The sequence below is a fragment of the Pseudomonas sp. AU11447 genome (assembly GCF_001672555.2).
In the GTDB taxonomy this organism is placed as follows: domain Bacteria; phylum Pseudomonadota; class Gammaproteobacteria; order Pseudomonadales; family Pseudomonadaceae; genus Pseudomonas; species Pseudomonas nitroreducens.
On record NZ_LZDG02000044.1, the window covers coordinates 206,448 to 226,504 of the forward strand.

At 60.8% G+C, this 20,057-nt stretch carries 17 protein-coding genes; all 17 read right to left on the minus strand.

Annotation, left to right across the window (positions count from 1 at the left end; genetic code table 11):
* Positions 1 to 16 precede the first annotated feature (16 nt).
* Positions 17 to 1,246, minus strand: a complete 1,230-nt coding sequence (locus A6723_RS15850) for an OmpA family protein (RefSeq protein ID WP_054909319.1) — start codon at positions 1,244 to 1,246, stop codon at positions 17 to 19.
* A complete protein-coding gene (gene tssE, locus A6723_RS15855; RefSeq protein WP_054909318.1) occupies positions 1,246 to 1,683 on the minus strand; it encodes a type VI secretion system baseplate subunit TssE in 438 nt (145 codons plus the stop codon). Before tssE ends, A6723_RS15850 begins: the two co-directional genes overlap by 1 nt.
* On the minus strand, positions 1,680 to 2,231 hold the full coding sequence (gene tssJ, locus A6723_RS15860) for a type VI secretion system lipoprotein TssJ (RefSeq protein WP_054909317.1): 552 nt from the start codon (positions 2,229 to 2,231) through the stop codon (positions 1,680 to 1,682). Before tssJ ends, tssE begins: the two co-directional genes overlap by 4 nt.
* On the minus strand, positions 2,212 to 3,309 hold the full coding sequence (gene tssG, locus A6723_RS15865) for a type VI secretion system baseplate subunit TssG (RefSeq protein ID WP_054909316.1): 1,098 nt from the start codon (positions 3,307 to 3,309) through the stop codon (positions 2,212 to 2,214). Before tssG ends, tssJ begins: the two co-directional genes overlap by 20 nt.
* The gene (tssF, locus tag A6723_RS15870; protein WP_054909315.1) at positions 3,273 to 5,042 is read right to left on the minus strand and encodes a type VI secretion system baseplate subunit TssF; all 1,770 of its coding nucleotides are present in this window, start codon (positions 5,040 to 5,042) and stop codon (positions 3,273 to 3,275) included. The genes tssG and tssF overlap by 37 nt, the downstream gene beginning before the upstream one ends.
* A 27-nt stretch (positions 5,043 to 5,069) precedes the next feature.
* A complete protein-coding gene (gene tssA, locus A6723_RS15875; RefSeq protein WP_054909314.1) occupies positions 5,070 to 6,656 on the minus strand; it encodes a type VI secretion system protein TssA in 1,587 nt (528 codons plus the stop codon).
* Between the two features lie 9 nt (positions 6,657 to 6,665).
* Entirely contained in the window at positions 6,666 to 10,025 is a 3,360-nt protein-coding gene (locus A6723_RS15880; RefSeq protein WP_054909313.1) for an ImcF-related family protein, read from the minus strand.
* The gene (locus A6723_RS15885) at positions 10,022 to 11,098 is read right to left on the minus strand and encodes a hypothetical protein (protein WP_256233880.1); all 1,077 of its coding nucleotides are present in this window, start codon (positions 11,096 to 11,098) and stop codon (positions 10,022 to 10,024) included. The genes A6723_RS15880 and A6723_RS15885 overlap by 4 nt, the downstream gene beginning before the upstream one ends.
* Positions 11,099 to 11,188: 90 nt before the next feature.
* Positions 11,189 to 11,449, minus strand: a complete 261-nt coding sequence (locus tag A6723_RS31315; RefSeq protein ID WP_054909311.1) for a PAAR domain-containing protein — start codon at positions 11,447 to 11,449, stop codon at positions 11,189 to 11,191.
* 33 nt (positions 11,450 to 11,482) lie between these two features.
* Entirely contained in the window at positions 11,483 to 11,971 is a 489-nt protein-coding gene (locus A6723_RS15890) for a hypothetical protein (RefSeq protein WP_139092998.1), read from the minus strand.
* 119 nt (positions 11,972 to 12,090) lie between these two features.
* A complete protein-coding gene (locus tag A6723_RS15895) occupies positions 12,091 to 12,840 on the minus strand; it encodes a hypothetical protein (protein WP_054909309.1) in 750 nt (249 codons plus the stop codon).
* Positions 12,837 to 13,622 carry a hypothetical protein gene (locus tag A6723_RS15900; RefSeq protein WP_054909308.1) on the minus strand — a complete coding sequence of 262 codons (786 nt, stop codon included), beginning with the start codon at positions 13,620 to 13,622 and terminating at the stop codon, positions 12,837 to 12,839. Before A6723_RS15900 ends, A6723_RS15895 begins: the two co-directional genes overlap by 4 nt.
* A gap of 73 nt (positions 13,623 to 13,695) precedes the next feature.
* Positions 13,696 to 15,846: a lipase family protein gene (locus tag A6723_RS15905; RefSeq protein WP_082450719.1), complete on the minus strand. Its 2,151-nt coding sequence runs from the start codon at positions 15,844 to 15,846 to the stop codon at positions 13,696 to 13,698.
* A gap of 53 nt (positions 15,847 to 15,899) precedes the next feature.
* Entirely contained in the window at positions 15,900 to 16,685 is a 786-nt protein-coding gene (locus A6723_RS15910; RefSeq protein WP_371914058.1) for a hypothetical protein, read from the minus strand.
* 104 nt (positions 16,686 to 16,789) lie between these two features.
* On the minus strand, positions 16,790 to 17,302 hold the full coding sequence (locus A6723_RS15915) for a hypothetical protein (RefSeq protein WP_054909306.1): 513 nt from the start codon (positions 17,300 to 17,302) through the stop codon (positions 16,790 to 16,792).
* Entirely contained in the window at positions 17,293 to 17,814 is a 522-nt protein-coding gene (locus A6723_RS31800; protein WP_139092999.1) for a hypothetical protein, read from the minus strand. Before A6723_RS31800 ends, A6723_RS15915 begins: the two co-directional genes overlap by 10 nt.
* Positions 17,815 to 17,821: 7 nt before the next feature.
* A partial coding sequence (locus tag A6723_RS15920) for a type VI secretion system Vgr family protein (RefSeq protein ID WP_064979805.1) occupies positions 17,822 to 20,057 on the minus strand: 2,236 nt, incomplete at its 5' end.

Sequence of the window (20,057 nt, forward strand, 5' to 3'; positions counted from 1 at the left end):
CGGTGCGACGCAAGCCTCAGGCGTCCGGGTGCGACTTGTCGTTGCGGCAAGCGCCGCCGTCGGGAGTCAGAATGATCTCGACTCGCCGGTTGGCATTGCGCCCCTGCTCCGTTTCGTCGCTGGCAACCGGCTGGCTATCACCGGCGCCGCGAACCTCGAAGCAATCGTCGGGGATGTCGCCCATCCGCTGCATCCAGTCGCGGACAGCGGCCGCTCGGCTTCGCGACAGCTCAATGTTGTGCCGGGCATCTCCGGTCGAGTCACTGTGTCCGGTGATGATGATCAGCCAGCCGGGCTGCGCCTTGATGTCGATCAGACTTCTGACCAGCACCTTGTCCGAATCGGGCCTGAGTTCCGCCTTGCCGGGAGGAAACAGCAGTTGGCCGTCCAGGCGCAACGGCTGAGGAGAGACTGCCTGCGTCGGCGCAACCACCCGCGCGGCTTGCCGCCCCTGGCTGAGTACCCAGGCCAGCAACCCGGTCAACACCAGCAGCGCGCCCAGCACCAGCAGCCATGGCCAGAGCTTGCGGCCACTGCGCTCAGTCGCCACGGGCTCACGGTCCAGAGTGAGCACCACGACCGAAGGAGCGTCGCCGCTGCGCCTGTGCACCATCTGCCGCTCTTCAATGGGCTCGGCGGGCACTGGCAAACCAGTCTTGACCTCTGCCGGTGTGGTCGTCACTGTCCGGGACGTCGCGTGTCCGTCTCCAGACAACAGCCTGAGCAGCCCCTGCACCTGAATGCATAGCGCCTCCAGCGACGCCAGGGCCATCTGCTGTCGCTGTTGCAGTAGATCAGCCAGCGCCTTCAGTGACTCCTCCAGCCGCAACAGGACCGGCACGTCCGCATCCGACAGTGACACGCCACGCAGCCACGGACGCACCTGTGTGAACAGCCAGGCCAGCATCTCCATGCGCACGGCCGGAGTGAGCGGCCAGAGTCTCTCCCAGTCGCCGACAAGCAACCTGCGGGTCAAGCCGAGCCCCTCTTCCAACCCCTGCAATCCGTGCAGATACGCCCTGGCCAAGGCGAAGGCCGTCACGGACTGCAACTCCATGCCATGTTCACAAAACAACGCCACGCACAGACGCTCCACTCGCGGCCAGTCCATATCCGGCTGCGCTGGATGATTCAGTTTCGCCAGCTCGCCGCCCAGAGCCGCAGACTTCTCAAGCCCTTGGGGATTACCGCCCAGGCGCAGCTTTTCCTCGACCACTGTCATCCCTTCATCCCACTCCATTGCCATCAGCGCACCAGGTACTCCTGCTGCCTCAGGTGACGCATGAGCACCTTGCCCTGCGGGTCCAGCGTCGTGCCGAATGTGGCTCGGGTACCGTCGCGCAGTTCGACTTCCAGGCTGTACTGCAGGTGCCCAGGGAGCGTCTGCGGCAGCAGCACCGCCTGTAGCGAGGCCAGGCGCGGCTCGTACTTGAGCAGCATGCTGGTCATGGTGCCCATCAACCCATGCGCGCTTCCCGGCATCCCTTGCAGGATCTGGCTCATGTCCGGCAGGCCATAGTCGGGCAAATGGCTGAGAGTGCCGGCGCGGCAGTTCAGGATGCGCCGCAGGTTGTCCAGTACCGACAACAATGGCTGATCCGCCTCGCTGACCCGTTGCAGATCGAGTTCACCGGTGAAGTTCTGCAACAGCAGTTCATAAAGCGACGGGCTCTGTTCGCTCACCACCAGGAATCCTTCTTCGGCAACGGCACCAGATTCAACGCGTTGTCACCCAGCTCGATCACCCTCGCCTGGTCCGGCTCCAGGTCCTCACGGGCGAGCACCAGGCGCCAGGTACCGTTTTCCGTGTCTGGGGCGCGGAACAGCGCGACCACCGCAACATACTGCGCATCCAGCGATAACGGCACATTCAGTTGCGCACCCTCATCGGGTTTCACCACCAACTGCTGCGAATCCACCAGGTCCGAAGCCAGGACACCATCACCCTCGTTGAGCAAACTCTCATAGTCTGCTGCATCGAGCGATTTCCGGTCTTTCAACTGGTAGACGCGGACCAGGGTCGATACCGAGAGTCCGGACATGTCCGTGCTGTTGGTATTGAGGGCAGCCCGAGCATTCAGATCCAGATGCAGAATCTTGACCTGTTTGTAGAAAATGCCATGGGCGATCGTGCTGCCGCCGTCCATCGCGCGCTGGCTCAAGCCGCAGCCGCCGAGCGTCAAGACAAGCGTCGTGGTAACCAGCAGGGTCCTAAATAGCGTACGCGACATGCTGTGCCTCCCTGGGCGTCATATTCTCTGTCAGCCCCTGGTAACGGCCCAGGTTGACGGTGATGCACGGTTGTTCTGCACGCTCCGGATTCCCACCGGCAAGCCCGAGCACGCCAGTCAGCCCAAGCCACACTCCTGCGCTGCCCAGCACAGGTTCAGGCAGGCACTCAACCGGCAAGGTGAGTGCAAGCTTGGCGTTGCAACGCCACCCCAGGTAAACCCGCAGCAGTACCAGCAGGTCCGTGTGCAGTGGCTGGCCTGGCAGCCAACCTTGCGCTTCGGCGAGGTCTTCGGTGAGCAGCTCCAGGCGCACCTGGCTATTGGCATCCGCGCCAACGTTTCCCAGCGGAGTACCTTGGCAAAGGCTGACCGGGCTATGGCGCGACAGCCCTGCGGGCTGCGCCAGGGGCACCTTGCGCGGCCAATGCGGTGTCACGCGAACCCGTGTATTGGGGGCCAACAACTTCACCAATGCACCGATGCCCTCGGCATTTCGCGTAGGTAGCCGCATCACGCTGAGTAGCGCGAGAAAACGCGAAACCGGCGTGGCGATATGGTTGGCAGTTCCCGGGATGCCCAGACCGATCAGGCCGAGCAGGCACTGCGAGGTCTTGTCTGCTCCACCGGCCTCGAAGGTGGCCGGATAGGAGTACTTGCGCCAGATGCGGTAGAACTGGGTGAAGACTCGATGGTTGAAGATATCGAGGAAGGCCTCCAGCGCCTCATGACCTTCGCGGCGCTGGGCGATGTCGTCCAGATACACGGTGGGCAGCGGCGAGTCGACACCGTACAACCCAAGCAGGCGGGTACGCACAGTGGGCGGGCGCTCCGGATGCTCGTCGTCGTACTCGATGGCCCTGAGCTCACTGGCAGGAAAGCCCATCCCGGGATGCGGCCGAAAGCGCACGGCGTCGTCGCTGGGGCGCGCCGTCGTGCCCAGCGGCGGATTGCCCGGCGCCGCCGCCTCGAGCAACTGGCAGAAACGGTACAGGTTGGCTTCCGAAATCCGCTCGCCCAGCACCTCCAGCAGGCCGCTGGCCTTCAGCCGGGAATACGCTGACTGTGATTCTCGTTCCATCGCAGGCACTTTCCAGTAGGTTGCAGGATCAGCGTGAGCTGGGTGAACAGATGAATGTCGGCATACAAGGCGAAGAAGCGGTTGAGCATCTCGCCGAACAGGCTGATATCGCCTTCGCCACTGAAGCCATTGGCGTCCAGGGTTACTTCGATATCCACGCCACGCAGCAGGAAGCCTTTTTCAAAACGCTGGATCAGGTGATGACGCACCTCGACGATGGCCGCCAAGCGCCGACGATTCAGTTCGCTATGGCTCCAGTCGTACAGAGCCAGGGTGCCGCGCAGCACCTCGGCGTTGTCCAGCATGGGCAGGAAATTCGAGCCCAGGTGGCTGAGCACTCGCCAGTGGAAGCGGTCCTGGTTGGGCGGATAGCACGGCAGGGTCGGGGCACACAGGTTGCGCACCTTCAAGCCGAAAAGAGGAGACTTCACCAGCGAGTCCAGCAGCGTGCTCTGCAAGGCTTTCCGCGGCAGCTGACCGTTGGTGCCGGTGAGGCGCAGGGAGAGGCTCTCGGTGTCGCTCAAACGATCGGCATCGAACCCTTCGCCGCCGAGGATCAACCAGGTGTCATGCATGCCATTCGCGCCGCGCTTCATCCGCGTATGGAAGTAACGCTCCGGCGCGTCGTCGCGCAGCATGCCGCCCTTGTGGCGGAAGCTGGTGAAGGGTACGTAGTCGCGTTTCGTGGAATGCTTGGAGGACGAGACGCTGTCTACCGAATAGATCTCCGTGTGGCCGTCCTGCAGGCGCATCGGCCGCAGCAGATAATCGGTTTGCAGCGGCAACAGCGTCAGCGGGTCAGCTTCCAGGGCGAACAGGTTGATCACCGGCACGGCATGCAGGCGCACATTCTCGGCTGTCACCACGAATTCGTGCGGCCACTGCTCGCTCAGCACCACGTCCAACTCGAAGCCAGTGAGCTCCGGTGGGATCGGCATCTGCTCCAAGCCGCGGAGCATGACGAACATGAACTTCTCGCGGAAGGTGAAGTACTCCAGCAGTAGTTGGTAACCGCTGAAGGCACTGTCGCCCTTGGGCCACAGGCGATCTTCATCACCGAACCCCTTGGGCGAGAAATGGCCGTCCAGCTTCAGTCGGTCCGTATGCCCTGGCACCCGGACATAAAGCGTCTGGGCATTGAGCGTCAGTGCTCGATGCAGCGCGCAGGCCAGCGGACCGTCTGCATTGAGGTACAGCGGCAGGCGGCTCAGGTCGATCTGCGACCAGTCCGCCAAGGGGCTGCAGGCAAAACGCAGGCGCAGGACCGAGCGGCCATCCGGCTCGCTGGCCACTCGCACCGACTCGATCGCCATCGGATTCAGCATGACGTCCTGGGTGGTGGTATAGCGGCAGCGCGTGCGCTTGGGGCCAACCGGTTGCGAGAGAACCTCAAAGCCCTGGGCGATGGTCTCGCAACGTTTCATCTCGCGAATGTCCGGCGACAGTTCGACCACCGACAGCGAGGGAATGGTGCGCAGGTAATGAGGCCACAGCAGACTCACCAGGCCCTCGGTCAGCTCCGGCAGATCATCGTCAAGCTTCTCGCGCAAGCGTCCCATCAGGAACGCGAAGCCCTCGAACAAGCGTTCCACGTAGGGGTCGCGCGCGCCTGCCTTGTCCAGGTTGAGCTGCGCCGCCCGATCCGGAAACGCTTCGGCGAACTCCTTGCCGGCCTCGCGCAGGTAGCGCATTTCGGCATCGAAATAACGCAGCGTCAGATTGTCCATGCTCACCAATGAATTCCTGAAAGTAAGGGAGGCTTAGCCACAGAGCACCGCCGCGCGTACCGGGTCGGCCGCCACCAGGGCAGCCAGCAGATGCTCCATGCGTTGGGCCAGTGCGGTCTTGTCCACGTCATTGCGCTGGGCTTTCTGCCGCAGCAACTTGAGCAAACGAGCCTTGACCTCGAATGCCAGCTCCGGCTCCCAGGCCTGCAGATGCTGTTGCTGGGCGACACTGTCCAACTCGCCCAGCAGATGGATCGCCAGGTCGCTCTTGCCGTACTGCTCTGCTACCCGCGCCATCAAGAGGCGTAATAGCCAGCGTTGCCTCCCACTGGTCACCTCGGGTCGTGTCGCCAGCCAGGCCAACGCCGCTCCGACGCCGTCGCTGTCGGCCTGGGCCAATGCTTCGCTTTCCAGGGCAAGAATGTCGTCCGTCGTCGAACTGGCGGCCACCGGTGTGGACATCCAGGCCGCAGGCTGGTTGCCGCTGACATGCTGCACAATCCAATCGCGCGTGGTCTCATCGGCGAACGGTGTTCCGTCGTTCCAGCGCAACTGATCGATGCCCGGCAAGCGATCGAGGAACATGCCCAGGTCGCGCTTGATGATGTCCGCCCAGCCTTCGTAGGGCACACCCAGCTTGCCCAGGCTCTGGCAGAGGTACCACTGCAGGTCCAGCCAGAAATGGTTCACTCCTTCGGCGTACATGCGCTCCACCTGGTCCAGAAGCTCTGCCCAACTCTGTTGCAGGTACAGGCGTTTGAGCTGCGCCCGGTACTCGGTGCGGGGCGGCACCAGGCGGGTATAACCGTTGACCTCCTGTGGCGGCGATTGATGCACGGTGTCCCAGCGCAGGCTGGTCATCAGGCGGTGGGCCGCCAGCCAGCCCTGGGGCTGATCGCGCAGGTAGCCGGCCAGGGCCTTGCCGCCGTCCAGCAGGTCGCGTCCGGAGCCTATCGCCGGCAGCACCAGTGCCGCCGAATGGGGAGTCGGCTCGCTCTGCACGGCGCTGTTTTGTGGCACAAGAGCATTGACCCCGCCTGACTGCGTCAAGCGAGCGGCCAGGGCTGCATACAGCGATCCCAGGCCCGGTCGCTCGCCTTCCGGCCAGGCCGAGACGATCTGCTCCAGCCAGGCAAGCGCAGCGACCGTGCGCTGCGCCTCCATTTTTACGACCTCGGGAAACAGCGACAGGCTGTCCAGAACCTTGCCGCTGGCCACCCACTCCAGCGCCATGCGCCGGCTGTTTGGACGAATCGGCAACACCTGCCTGGTGAAACGCCCGAGCAGCGCCGCCAGCAACTCAAGGCCATCGGCGAGCCCTGCTTCGCCATCGCGTTGCGTGCGCGCCCAAAGGTAATAGGTGGCAATCCGCAGGTCCTTGCAGCGCTGCTTGAGCAACTGCTCCGCCAACCCGATTACCCGCTCCACATCTGCGCCTGAGAGCTTGTTGACTTCCTCGCGCATGTGCTGGAAGTCGTCATCGTAGCCAGGGTCCTCCCCCACGGGTGCAGCCTTGCTGATCGGCTTCAGCCAGGCATCCCAATGGGCGCCCCGGGTCTTGGCCAGCGCCACGGCATCCTGACCGTCGAGGCAGTTGGATATCAGTCCATGCAAACTCATCGGGGTGTCCTATTCGAACGGATCGAGGTTGGCATAGGGCATCGACTGCCCCGCTCCCACATCGAAGATAGTGGCCGGCAACGTGAACCCTCGCAGTTGCAACAAGGCCAGCGGCCCACTGCCGAGTTCGGTACGCAGCTGCCAGGTCAGCGGCAGCTTGTCCGGTGCCGTCAGCACCAGTTCGAACAGCGTGTCGCTGCTGTCCAGTGCCGTCACCTGCGCCTGTTCGAAGAGGCGGATCAGCCCCCAGGTTCCCGAGTAATCCCCGAACAGCCGCGCCCCACCCTTGAGGCTGGTCCAGCTCAGCGAAGCGCCAGGGTGGTCGGTGCCGCCCGGCCAGGTGAACTGCTGCCAACTCTCCATCTGGTTGAAGTACTCCAACTTCACCCCATCGAGGATGAAGGTGGTCTCCACCACGTTGCGCACCGGCTTGGCCTGCAGCTGGAAGGTCATGCCCATACCACCATCGGTGTACAGAATGTCCGCCAGTTCGCTGAGCTGGTTCACCGCCTTGAGGAACTGCGGATTGAAGTGCAGGCCCTGGCTGTTGGCGCTGTCAGGCACCCAGCGGTTGCCTTCCTTGTGCAGCACACCACCCAGTTGCGAGCTGATGAACTGGTCGATACGGCCGGTTCCCGCGCGGATCATTTGCCCCAGCATCGGCAAGGAGGCATCGCTACCGCTCACGGCGAAGGGGTAGCGACCATCGAAGGAGCGTTCCCAGTTGCCCACGATTGCTCGCTCCCACTGGCGGTTCAGCCCCGCCGCCGAGGGTTGCAGAACACCTTCCCAAGCCTGGTTGAGCGGCTGCACAAAGAGGTTCTGCCCAAAGCCGTTCCACTCCCCGCCCAGGCTGGCGGCGATCAGGCTGCCGTAGTCGAGCGTGTCGGTGAGGTCCACGCTGGTGCCCTGGAATACCGTCTGCGCCAGAGCCTGGGTCATCGCCTGAGGGTTGGGGGCATTCGTTACCTGCTGCAGCTTCAGGCGTACACGCGTAACGCGGGTCAGGAAGGCTTGCAGGCTCAGGTTGTCGTTGCTGCTCGCGGATTTTTCCTGACCCAGCAACGCGAGGATCGGGCCAAAGGTGGTATCCAGCGGCCCCTGCGGGCCGCTGGCCTTCTGGTCAATCACCGGCCGCTTGTCCTTGTCCAGCAACTGCTGTGCTGACTTCATCAGCGAATCGCTGAGGGCCTCGCCTTTGACTTCAGTCTTACCCTCGTAGGCCAGAGTGTTCATCAAGGCGATCAGCGGCGACTGGCGCACGTCGCTGAGCAGGGTCAACTGCGCGATAGCGTCAGACAGGCTGTCCGCCTTGCGCCAACGGATGCTGTTGAGGAACGCAAGCCACGCACCGCTGAACTCCTGGAAGTAGCGCTCGGTCAGTTGCGCCTTGAGCACCTCAGGCTTCAGGTCGCTGTCGATGGTGTTCTGCTGGTCGCTCAGCACCCAGTCGATTTCCTCGCGACGGGCCTCTGCAACTTCGTCGATGGCCTGCCTTACCTGGCCCTCCCAGGCCCGGCGAGTGAACATACCCGGCACGCTGTTGGGAGTATCGAACAGCATCGATGCGTCGGTTTCGCCGACCATGTTCTTCAGGGTAATTGCCGCGTAGTTGTTGCTCGCCCGGTCGATTACCTGCTGGTACAGGCTGGCCATGCCGTTGCGCTGGCCCAGTTGGCTCAGCAGGACTTGCCGGGCCTGGGACACCAGGCTGGGTTCTGTCTGCGTACGCCACTCGGGATGCGCAGCCAGGTGCTGGGCGTAGAAGGCCCAGAGGTTGGGCGACAGGTCTTGCCAGAGGCCGGACGTGACGCCGGGGCGTACGGTTTCTTCGCCGGTCAGCACCCTGGCCAGGAACGCCGGGTCCGCCTTTTCCGGGCGGGCCATCATCAGGTAGGCCTTGAGCTGGGCGTGAGCCTCCTCCGCGCGCGACGTGCGTTCCGGGCTGTCCGCCGGCAAGGCGGCGAACTCCGCGAGTTGCTGCTCCAGGTGCTTCGTCGCCAAATCGCGCATCAAGCGATTGTTGGCCTGCGTGTAGCGCGGCCACAGCACCGACAGCAAGGCATCGTTCTGGCTCAGGCCGAAACGCTGGTACCAGGGCACGCCATGCTCACGCCGGTAATCCAGACGCGCCATTTCACGAGTCAGCTCGTGCAGGGCCTTGAGTTGTGCATCGGCATCGCCCTGCATGTTGATGATTGCCAATGCCGCTTCCACGGTAGCGATCTGGCTACGGTTGCTGGCGAAGGACAACAGGAAAGCCAGGGCGCATAGGCCTGCAAGTGCCAATCCTGCGATGTAGGCTCCCCGCACCCAGGACCAGGCCAAACGACGACCGCGGGTAGACTTGTCCCCAAGTACCGCGTTCCAACTCGCCTCCGGCCACCACGTATTCGGCGTGCCGGTAGCAATACCGGTGAGCTTCGGGCTGAACAGCAAACCGCGCAGCGGCACCGAACGATTGAGTTGTGCCAGGAAGGGGCTCAGCGCCTGACGCCATTGGCTGATGCCAGAACGCCCCAGGTCACGGGACAGGCGCAGCAAGAAATCATGGGAAGAGTGCTCGGCGATCTGGCCTATCCCACGCTCACGCAGCGGCACCACCAGTTTGCGCAACGACACCTCGATCTGCTCTGCGGTGGCCCGAGCCGGCAGCAGGCAGCCTACGGATTGCGCCTCGCGCTCGGCCTGGGTCCACGGGCTCGCGCACACCTGCCACAGGTACAGCGGCGACTGCCAGCGCAACGCCTGACTCAGGTCGCGTAACTGGCGTACACCCGTGCTCAGGGTGGCCACATCATTGCCCTGCCCCTCATTCAGTGCCCAGACAACTCCATCCACCGGGCGCGAACGGCGCAGCGACTTCAACAACGCCGCCACATCGGTTTGCCACTGGCCCTGGAGCGAACCGCCATGCAGCAGCACGGTGTCCTGCCCCTCCAGCCAGTGCTGTTTGAACAGCCCAGGTGCTATTGCCTCGACTTGCTCCTGCTCACCAACCACCAGCAGCAGGCGGACCTTGCGCTTCCAGAAGAAGCCGTACTGAGCCTGCAACTGTCCAGGGATCTCGTCCTTCGGCGAAGCACGCTTGCTAGAAGGCGGTAGGGTCCCATCCGATGCAGGACGAACGCCTGTCGCCACGCCTCGCTCTTGATGCTGCTGGCGTTTGATATGGGCCAGCAGTTTGGGAGCGAAACGAAGGATCAGCACGATGACCGACAGCAGCAGGAAGGCCAGCACCTTGTCGCGATCCTCGACCAGCCCTATCCGATCGCCATAACGCCAGATCAGCACGCCCACTGCCCCCAGCGCCACAACGATCAACGTCCCGCCGCCAGCCCGACGCCAAAGGTTGCTATAGGTCCTCATACCAAATCTCCCGCGGCGACAGTACTGATCCAATGCTGCAAGGGCTCCTGACTGAGCAGCACCAGCGGCTGCTGGAAATGCCGGCTGATTTCAAGGCCCAACGCCGCGAGCAGCCAGACACTGAAAGGCCCTGGCACGCCACAAAGCGACTCCTGAATCCATTGTTGACCCACTTGGAATTTCGCCTGCCGCGCCACGCCCATCGCGAGAATGGCTCCCAGGCTCGGCTGCCATTGCACGCTGTCGGCGAGGATGCTGGTTGCGCTTCGTGCGGCCAATTGGGTTTCAAGGAAGAGCGGAAGCTCCGTATCCAATTGGTCGACATTCAGAGGCATCGGCCGCAGCAACCGGCCTTGCACGGGCAGCTCCCACTCCTGCGCCAGGGCATCCGGGCACAGCAACAAGGCAGCCAATCCATCGGAGTACGCGCTCGCGCCGTTGACCTGCAGCACCAGGATCAGCTCGATCGCCGCGCCGGGGGCCTTCAGGTTGTCTTCCAGCCATTGCAGGGAAAGCTCACTGACGAAGTTCGGTGCTACGTGCAAACGTCCAGGCATGGCCTTGAGCCAGGCTTTCCCCCACACCGTGCGGAACGCCTCAAGGCCTTCTGCCTCAAGGTCACTCAGCACCGTCACACGCAAATCACGATCGACGGGAAGTGCATTCAGGGCAGGGCCTACGCCGGCGAATAGCTGCTGCAACGCCACCTGCACACGCTCATTGCCCTCCGCCGGAAGTTCAGCAATTCGGCAGACTTCGCCTGGACGGCGAGGCTCACCAGGGGCTCCTTGGGCGATCACGGCCGCGGATACCTGCTCCGGCAACACCACGCAACTCGCCTGCACCCCGAAACTCCGCTGCGCCCACTGGTTCCAGGCGGCCTTGGCGTCATCAGCCTGCTCCTCGAGGAACTGGAAATGACCGAGCGCACCGCCAAACGTGTAGCTGCGTATCGCGAACGCCAATAGCCACACCAGCAATGGCGAAGCAGCCAGCATCCAGGGGTTGAAGGTACTCAGTTCGGGCAGGCGCCCGGACACCACCAGCACGAACAAACCGATGCCAATGATCACGGCCAACAGAGCAGCTCCAAGCCAACGGATCATCGACAGTGGCGTAGGTGCCTCGATGACGTCAGGCGCACGACGATTCCAAGCCATGGCTTACAACACCGAGCAGTCGGGGGCGCTGGAAATCACCTGGCAGCCGCAGGCACTGCGGCACCCGTTCACCACCAGTGCGCGGCCGTTCTCGGACCAGTCCGTGCAGCCTTCAACAATGGCGTTGACGCCATGGGCAGGGCAACTGACCTGATCACCCACCAGCGCCACGAGTTTGCCGTGCACTTCGTGGGTTGAAGTCGCAGAAATGACCTGGCCACCGTGAGTGGTCCTGTCGCCAAGCAAAACGAGTCCCTCAGGCATAAAAACTCCCTCCCGGAAGATCGGAAAGCACGCTCACTCCGAGCCAGGAAATTCAATCAAGAGGTCGCAGGGCTTTTCCGTAGTGAAGAGCACCGTATTGCCCCGCATATCGCTCACCGACGTATAACGATCATTTTTGTCGCACTGATTGATGATCGTGTACTCGACAAATGATCCAGGCTTCCCTTTCTCATCCTTAAGTCCGTACGACGCGCCATAAAGAAAATCGCGGTAGGTCGGCAACACTCGATAGTCTTTATCCTGAATATCCCCCTTGACCACGAAGACTCCTGTCTCGCCAGCTTTATTCGTAATACCCCGAGCCGCATCTCGTCTTCCCTCGGAGAACCTGGCTCCCGGCGCAAGCTCAACAATCTCGTGCCCTTCAAAATCAATGAAATAAGAATTCTCGGCATTCTTCGTCGCACCCGGATGTTGCGCGAGACTGCCGTTTATCTGTGTCGTACTCGCGCAACCGCCCAATACAACGACAGCAAAAGCGAACATGAGTCCTTTCTTCATTACCAATAACTCCCACTACCTTGCATACGGAATCGCCCTTGTTCAGAGCGCTGAATTGACGGCATCTCAATCACGGGATAAACGCCCTTGCCGCCTTAACGACGCGAATGAAAACCTTGTCATCGAGAAGGCAGCGCTCCCAAACGAATGGCGTCCAGCTTCTCCACATCCGGATGCCAGGTTTCCGCCGGCCTGCGGCTACCATCCGGGTAGAGAATGCTGTACTCCCCCTGAGCATCCTGGCTCATCCGCGCCACGAACTTGCTCTCCACCTGGGGCTCGAACACCAGGCGCTCGGCTGCCGGTCCCTCGGCATAATCCGAACCGCTGGCAATGAAGCGGATCACCGCACTGCCCGATCCCGCTCCGGCCACGTAGGGGTAGTAGTGAGCGGTCAGCAGCAGCTCCTTGCGGGTGCGCATGGCCTCGGGCAACTCATTAAGGCGCTCGGGCTGGCGATCGACGTTGAAGAGAGCCGTTACGTCTTCCTGCATACTGCCGGCCAGGTCGAGCAACCCCGCTCGCCAGTACTTGACCCCCACCGTCACAGTGGCGAGCCGCCAGCGGCAAATGCTGCCGCCATCCAGGTCCAGTCGCGCCTCGTAGCGGTCGCTGTCGCCCTGGCGCTGCGGCTTGACCTTCAGCACCTCGGAGCCGTAGCTGTTGAAGGGCCCGGACTGCGGCGGGAAGCACTGGTCAGACAGATACTTCGCCTCAATGGCCTTCACCGAAGCGCCCTCGGGCACCTTGATCGTCACGCTAATCTGCGGCCCGCCTGGCGGCGGTGCCAGGTCATAGCGCGAGCTGCACGCCGTCAGGGTCAGCGCAAGGCCCAGTCCGCCAATGAGCAGGGAAAGACGCGCGTTCATGGCTGACGTCCCTGCCTAATCGCTTCCAGCTTCCTGAAGTCAGGCTTGCTGTCGCCATCGGCCACCACGCTGCCGTCAGGGTAGGTAAAGCGGGTGTAGTTGCCTTCTCGCTTGACTTTGGGGCCTTCCGAATACACGACATAGTCCGCATGCAGTACTGGCTCGAAAGTGACATTACGGGCCTGTTTGACTTTGTATGTTATGAAAGAATTTGTATTACCAAACAAACGAGATAGCTGTTCATGCCTAATTAGGAATGACTCACTAATCCAAGGGTAATAGTCTTGTTTTATTGTCAAATCCCCATTAACTATCTCTGGCGGGTACATTGATCGCTGCTGCGGCAGGTTTTCGTCGAAAATCAAAATTATCTCCGCCCCACCACCGGATTTGACGTCAGCGCCAAAGCGCGACGTATTGCCGTAGTCCACACCAAAGGTCACGTTGCTCAGTTGCCACTGGCAGGCACCACCGCCGTCCACCGCCAGGTCGGCAACGTAGAGGTCGCTGTTGCCCTGGCGCTGCGGCAGTACCTCAATGGCGTGGCGGCCGTCTTCCTCGTAAGTCGTCCAGTCCGCCCCGGAGCGGGTGGCGGGGCATTTTGCCGAGCGATACATCACCCGCATCGGGTTCGCCGCCAGGTCCGGCGGCACCTTGATGCTGAAGTGCACCTGGGCACCACCGGGCGGCGGCGCCAGCTCGTGGGTGCGGTTCTGCGCGCAGCCACCGAGGCTGAGCAGCATCAGCAGGCTGGCGAGGGAACAGGTGACTGGCCGGGCCATGGCAGGTTTCCTTGTGGGCACGTGGCGGGTTGGGTGGGTGGCGGTAGCGGATCGAGTGCTCTGCTTCATGGCGTCAGCTCGGCTCGCGCACAGGGTCAGCGTGCGGCACGCTGGAGACCGCGCCGAAGAGGCGCGGCGCCATGGTCTCGACCATTTCGGCAATCTCCCGCTCACGGGCAAAGCGCAGCAGCGCCTCGTCGCCCCCGGCCAGTTGCTGGGTCACCGGCAGGGCCTTGCTCGGCAGCAACTTTTCCAACTCGAGAAACGCCTGGGTGCGCGCCCGTTCGGGACTGGGGATGTGCTGGTTTTCCAGGGTCGTTTTGAACTGCTCCCGCAGTTCGATTCGCCGTGGGGTTTGCTGAGGCGCACACAGCTCCAGCAGGCTGTTGTGCAGGAAGGGCAGGTAGCCATCGATCATCGAGTGCTCGAAGGGGTTGGTGCTCTTGGTGCTGCGCTCGGGGTTGGTGTGCTTGGGGAAATACTCGTTCAGGCTGGCCGTGGTGAGGGTTTTGACCAGCTCCTTCTGGGCGTCCTCCGCCTTCTTGTTGGCCTCGGCCCCCAGGCTGGGCACGACGAAGATGAAGTTGCTCGGCGACAGCGGCTTGAGCAACTGGGTGTGGCGGGGCGCGCCGAGGCCGTCCTTGCTGCCGCGAGCCGCCGAGCCGGTATAAGGCACGGCGGCATGCAGGTCGGCGCGGTAGTTCATGGCCAGCTTGCCGTGGTGCCAATAGGGGTCGCCAAAGCGCAGGATCTTGCTGGCCAGCAATTCGGGCACCGACCAGATATAGCCCAGGTCATCGCCCAGCGGGCCGAGCGCGTCGTACAGGATATTGTCCAGCTCCGCCTCGGGCGGCACGCTGGTGATGGTGTCGGCGTTATTGACGTGGCGGAAGTGGGGCACCTGGTCCAGGCTCTCCACCGCCTTTTTGGTGAAGGTGCGTGGCATGCCGTAGGTGTAGAGGACAGGTTTACGTTCTTGCTGCTCCGCCGAATGAATCAGAGCCAGTGCGCCGCCTAGACTGTGGCCGCAGACAAAAAGCTTTTTCCCTCTCCCAACCTGAGTTCCAATCTCCTTAAAGTCCTTCGGGAACAGTTTTTTAACTACCTGAAACGCCTTCAGGAAGCCATCGTGCACCTTTCCCGCCGCTGCCAGCCACGGGGCATCGGACTTCGTATTGCCGCCGTCCGCGGGCCGAGGCCGGTACTGGAAATCGGTCAGCCAGTCCGTCGGTTCCTGGGTGCCGCGCCAGGCCACCACCACTTCCTTTTTATTAATGAAATAGAACAGCTGAGTGTTCTCAATGTCCAGGCGCGGAATATCCACGCCGCTCCGATCCAGATCGTCATCCGTGGTATCAAGCATCACAGCGGTGGTATAGCGCTCGTCGAAGGGCACATCCACCACCACCGCGGGCAGGCGGTAGCCCTTGGAATCGACCATTAACGGAGTGCGCGACAGGTCCAGGCACTGGCGGAAAAGGAATTCCTCCGCCCCACCACGCAGGGTGGTGGCGTCAATCTTGACCTTCGGGAATTTCTTCTTCTGCTCCTGAACGATCGTGCTGTATGCAAGGTTGGCCATCAGCCCCAGGTTATAGGCCGTCACTAGGCTGTAATCCGCCTGGTGGTGCAGCACCAGCGACCAGGCACGGAACGGGCAGATTTCCAGCACATGGCGACGGTTCAGGGACTTGTCGTCCACCACGAAGCCGCTGAAGTTCGGATCGGGGAAATGGAAGGCGGGTAGCCTTTTTCCTTTCCAGTCGGCATCAATTTTAGGGAACTGATCGCACAACTGCCCGATGCGCAGGTAGCGGTAGGCGTGCCCCTCAGCCCGCGCCTGCTTTTCGATGGGGGAGAAATTGACCAGCGGCGGTTCGTACAGATAGGGCGGCAACGGTGGCACCGGGTGTTCCGCGCGCAATGGCCGCAAACGGCGGGTTTGCAGCTCCTTGGCCAAAGGGTCCGCGGTCAGCCACAGAGTCAGGTCCTTCTTGTGCAGGCCATCCAGGCGAATAATCCCCTGGGCATCACTTTCTCCGCTGTACTCGGGTACTAGACCGCACCGTGTCGCCTCATTGGCGGCACGGTAGGGTTGATGGGCCAGGGGAACATTGCGCTCATCCAGCAACTGAAACTCCACCCAGAAAGGTTGTTGTGGGGCGGAAAACTGGACAGGTTTGAACGTACAAATGGTATCGGTACGATGCGAATAATCCTGCATAGCAAGGTCATCCTTGAGGCAGCAAAAATAATTTTGGTGAATACGAAATAAAATTAGCGGGAATTCATACTTTCACTGATGATCTTTAGTCTTCGCAAGCTTGGGTCATAACCACTAAACTCTCGCGTTCCATCTGGATATATGTTTTCCGACGTTCCCGCCCCATCACTCTTTACACCAATAGTTCTGACAACAAGCCCGGAGTGCAGGATCGGCTCAAAAACAACACTTCGAGCATTGCTCGAGCGATAGCTAAAGACATTTTGCCTGCCCATTATCACCAAGGTTTTTTCGTGACCACCAATAAAAGTCTCAATAACCCATGGATAATAATCCTCCCGCACCACTACATCCCCGCTTACATCCACAACCTCATCCATACTTCTGCGCTGCGGTAGATTATTATCGAAAATCACGATAACCCCTCCCCCGTATCCGTACGTCACGCCTTCTCCAAACTGCGCCGTATTCTCGTAATGCACCCCAAAGGTCACGTTACTTAAATTCCACTGGCAGGCACCGCCGCCGCTCCTGTCCAGTTTCGCCACATACAGATCGCTATTTCCCTGGCGCTGTGGCACGACCTCGATCGCGTGACGGCCATCTTCCTCATAACTCGTCCAGTCCGCGCCCGAGCGCTTGACCTGGCACTTCTGCGAGCGGTACATCACGCGCAGAGTGTCGGCGGCAAGGTCTTGCGGAACTTTCACGGTCACCGTGACTTGCTCACCGCCCGGCGGAGGGGAGAACGCCTGGGTGGAATTTTGGTTTTGCGCACAACCCGTCAGTGAAAACAGCAAAAGACAACCACCGAGGTTCAGAGCCGCTGCCATGTTCAATGCTCAACTCCTTGCAAGTAATGAATACACGGGCGAAAGCGCTGCGGGCGCCTGGCCACTGCTCCCGCCCGTCAAGCGCACGACTGAACTCCGGCAGTGCACTGTCACTGACATTGAGGCTTCACCACGCTGCCACTTTCCTCGAATACATAAGGAAGGTACTGCCAATCACTGCCCCGCTGGACCGAGCAAAATACGGCTGTATAAAACAGCACATCGGTGCGCCGGGGGTTACGAACAAACCGGTTCAAGCGAACGCTGTAGGTCACACCGGCTTGCAGTTCGCTCGCTGGCGTATTGACGGTGTAACCCGCAAGCTCCGCGCCATAGTTCAAGCAACCGCCCGGGGGCAAACTTATAAAAGGGTCACCGGGCTTCATCTCGACATCCCACGGAGTATGCCTCTCGCCATTATTGAGCTCGCTCTCCGTCACCGACAGTGAGGCGATAGCCACGTCGTTCTTCTCCGCAGAAGGGATGCAGATGGAAATCATCCCATCCGTCATTCCAATCTCTGCATTCCTTGCCATTCCCCAGGGTGTGGCGTTGGCGGTAAGATTGAACACGCCAGTTGCCAGCGCCGCACTGATACAGCCTGTGATTCCGGTTATTTCCATGGAGGACTCTCCTTCCTACTAGTGGCATCACAAGAAGGAACCACCTCGCCTCCATCTGGCAAGCGCACATACTGAGAATACTTATATCCCGCATCAACATCGCCTTCTACGCAGAAAGCTGTCGAATAAAAGTAATTGTAGTGCCGCGCATCATTAATCCTATCCATCATAAACACGTAGGTTATGTCTTTCTGCAGCACCTTGAGCCTTGAAGGCATATCTACTTCATATCCATCTGGAATTTGACCAAACCTAAAGCATTCGCCTGATTTCAAAACCAGCGGGGCAGCGTTAGGCTTGAGCTTTAACTCCCAGCCCAATGGCCTGTTCACATAGCTTTCTGAAAGAAGGACTCTACTTACAGGAAACGCCTCACTAGCATCACTGGGCAAGCAGATTGCCGGTGAACCGTCTATCGACTTTAAAACCGGCTCACCATTCCACCCCACAGATGTTGCACAAGCTTCGCAGGTGGCAATAACCAGCAGAATACATCCGCAGCAAAATCTCATCAGAATCTCACTCCGGCAAGTTATAGGTTTCTTGGGGATTTTTTAATAAACCCTGAACCGTAGCTTTCAGCAGCGCCGGGTTTTTAGACTGATTCGCAGGATTCCATACGAATTCTGGCTTCTGCAGAACGCAGATCATGAAGTAATCGGAGACGATGTCTCCCTGCTGTTCCATGTTGTACTCTGACAGCTTCCCACCAGACTTCAGTTCGTACTCATAGACCGATGCACCACGACTGGTGACCCATAAGGCATGCCACTTAATCCAATAACCCAACTGAAACTGCCAGACATGCGTCATTTCATGAATTAATAATGCTTTATCCCTATCGTTAGTCGTGCTTGAAAAATCATCCCTATAGAGCCCCGTGCTTTTGGGGAAGTACATTTCGCCATTAGGCGTTACCGCTGCGTTCTGGAACCCCAAGAACAACCACCAGCCACCGTGATGAACCTTAACCTTGCTGTAGTCGATCGCATCCTGGAAAACAATTCGCGCCATGGCAATTTCACCCGCGGTCAAAGAGCGTTCATCGCCTTCAGGCAACGGCACGATTTTCGTCGAGGCTCCAATATTGACGCTGTTGGTAAATACTTTAATGGGCTGCAAATCGACAATGAGTGGCTCACCGGGCGTTTTGGTCGAACAACAGGCAGCCTCTGCCTCACTTTCTGGCGGTTGCAATTCCAGGCGAGTGATTTGCACTGATTGCTCAGTGACAATCCGCGCGGTTCGCCCACTATCGTCGGTCTCACCCTCTTGTGAGGTTCCATCAGCCAGGTACGCCACGTACTTCAAACCACCGGGTAAAGGGCCACTGGCGCAGGTCAGGCAGAGCTGCTCGTCGAATGGACCCTCGCTTGTCGGCATATCGATGCTCAGATCCCTCGGCACCAGGGTATGAATGGTCATGGTGCGGCCGGCCAGGTCGGTCACTCCTTCAAAGACTTCGCCTTCGGGGCTGGTGATGCGATAAGGCGTGAACGGCATGGGTTGCTGATGCTGATCGGTCAGCGTGTAGCCTGCGCTGTAGCCCGCAGGTAGCTGGGTGGGGGTGATGTTGAGGCTGGTGGCGCCCTGTTTCTGTACATGGGCCGCTTTGAGGTAGATGTTGCCCGGTGCGCCTAGTTCGATGTTGCCATCCTTGATGCGGATGTAGGCGCCGCCGCAATGCAGCAGCAGCTCCTGCGGAGCGGTGATTTCTACGCGGCTGCTGGTACTTTCGATCTTGACGTCTTGCTGCGCGAGGGCGTGCAGGTCGTCGCTCTGAGCATGGAGTTCGACTTTGCCGGCGCCGGCCTTGAGTTGCATACCAGCGCCGTGCGCAAACAGGCTGATGGTTTTTTGCGCCACGGCGGTTATGTCGCGGTCGGCACCGATATCAACGTTATGCCCAGCCATGATGCCAACACTCTCGGCACCGGAAGCCAGGCGCACGGTTTGGCGGCTCACCACACCAATACCTTCCGGGGCATGCAGTAGCAGACCGGGCTTTGCCAGGTCGATCAAGGCCTGATTGAGTCGGTCCTGGCTGGCCGTATCACCGGGTTTGGCTCCGGCACCGGTAGCTGCGTTCGCCAATGTCTGTGCCAGTGAGAGGGCTGTTTTGAGTTGTTCGATAGCTGCCGACATATCCAGTACATCTCGGCCAGCCCGGTGTTGTTTGTCAGCACTGATAAACACGCCCTTACCACCGCGAATAGAGCCCCAGTCATCGGTTCTCAATTCGAAGCCCTCACCGCGCTTCCCGCGATGGGCATCCACCAGATGCCCCAGGTTGAGCTGGCTCTTGCCGGAATACTCGGTGCTGACCTTGATGTGTTCCTGGCCACGCGTATCGTCCAGGCGAATCTTGTTGTTCGCCGGCGTGCGCAGGACGTTGCGCTTGTGGTTGTGGATGGTGACGTGGTCCCGCTGCAGGTTGGTGTGCAAGGCATGCGCGATGAACGGCCGATCCGGATCCCCCTGCTCGAAGGCCACGGCCACTTCAGTGCCGGCCAGCAATGGCAGGTGCAGACCGTGGGTGTCGCCTGCGTAGGGCCGCGCCAGGCGCAGCCACATGCTTTCGCGGCCGGCGGGCCAGGTATCGCGATCGAAGAGGAAGTTGACGCGGTAGCGCCCTTCCCCATCGATGTTGCTGTAGGGATCGTTCTGCTGCGGGCTGGTGACGCGTGCCGGGACGGTGCCGGCGATGCGCGGCTTGGCGGGTACCGGTGGGCGGAACGCGATGTTGCCGTCGGGG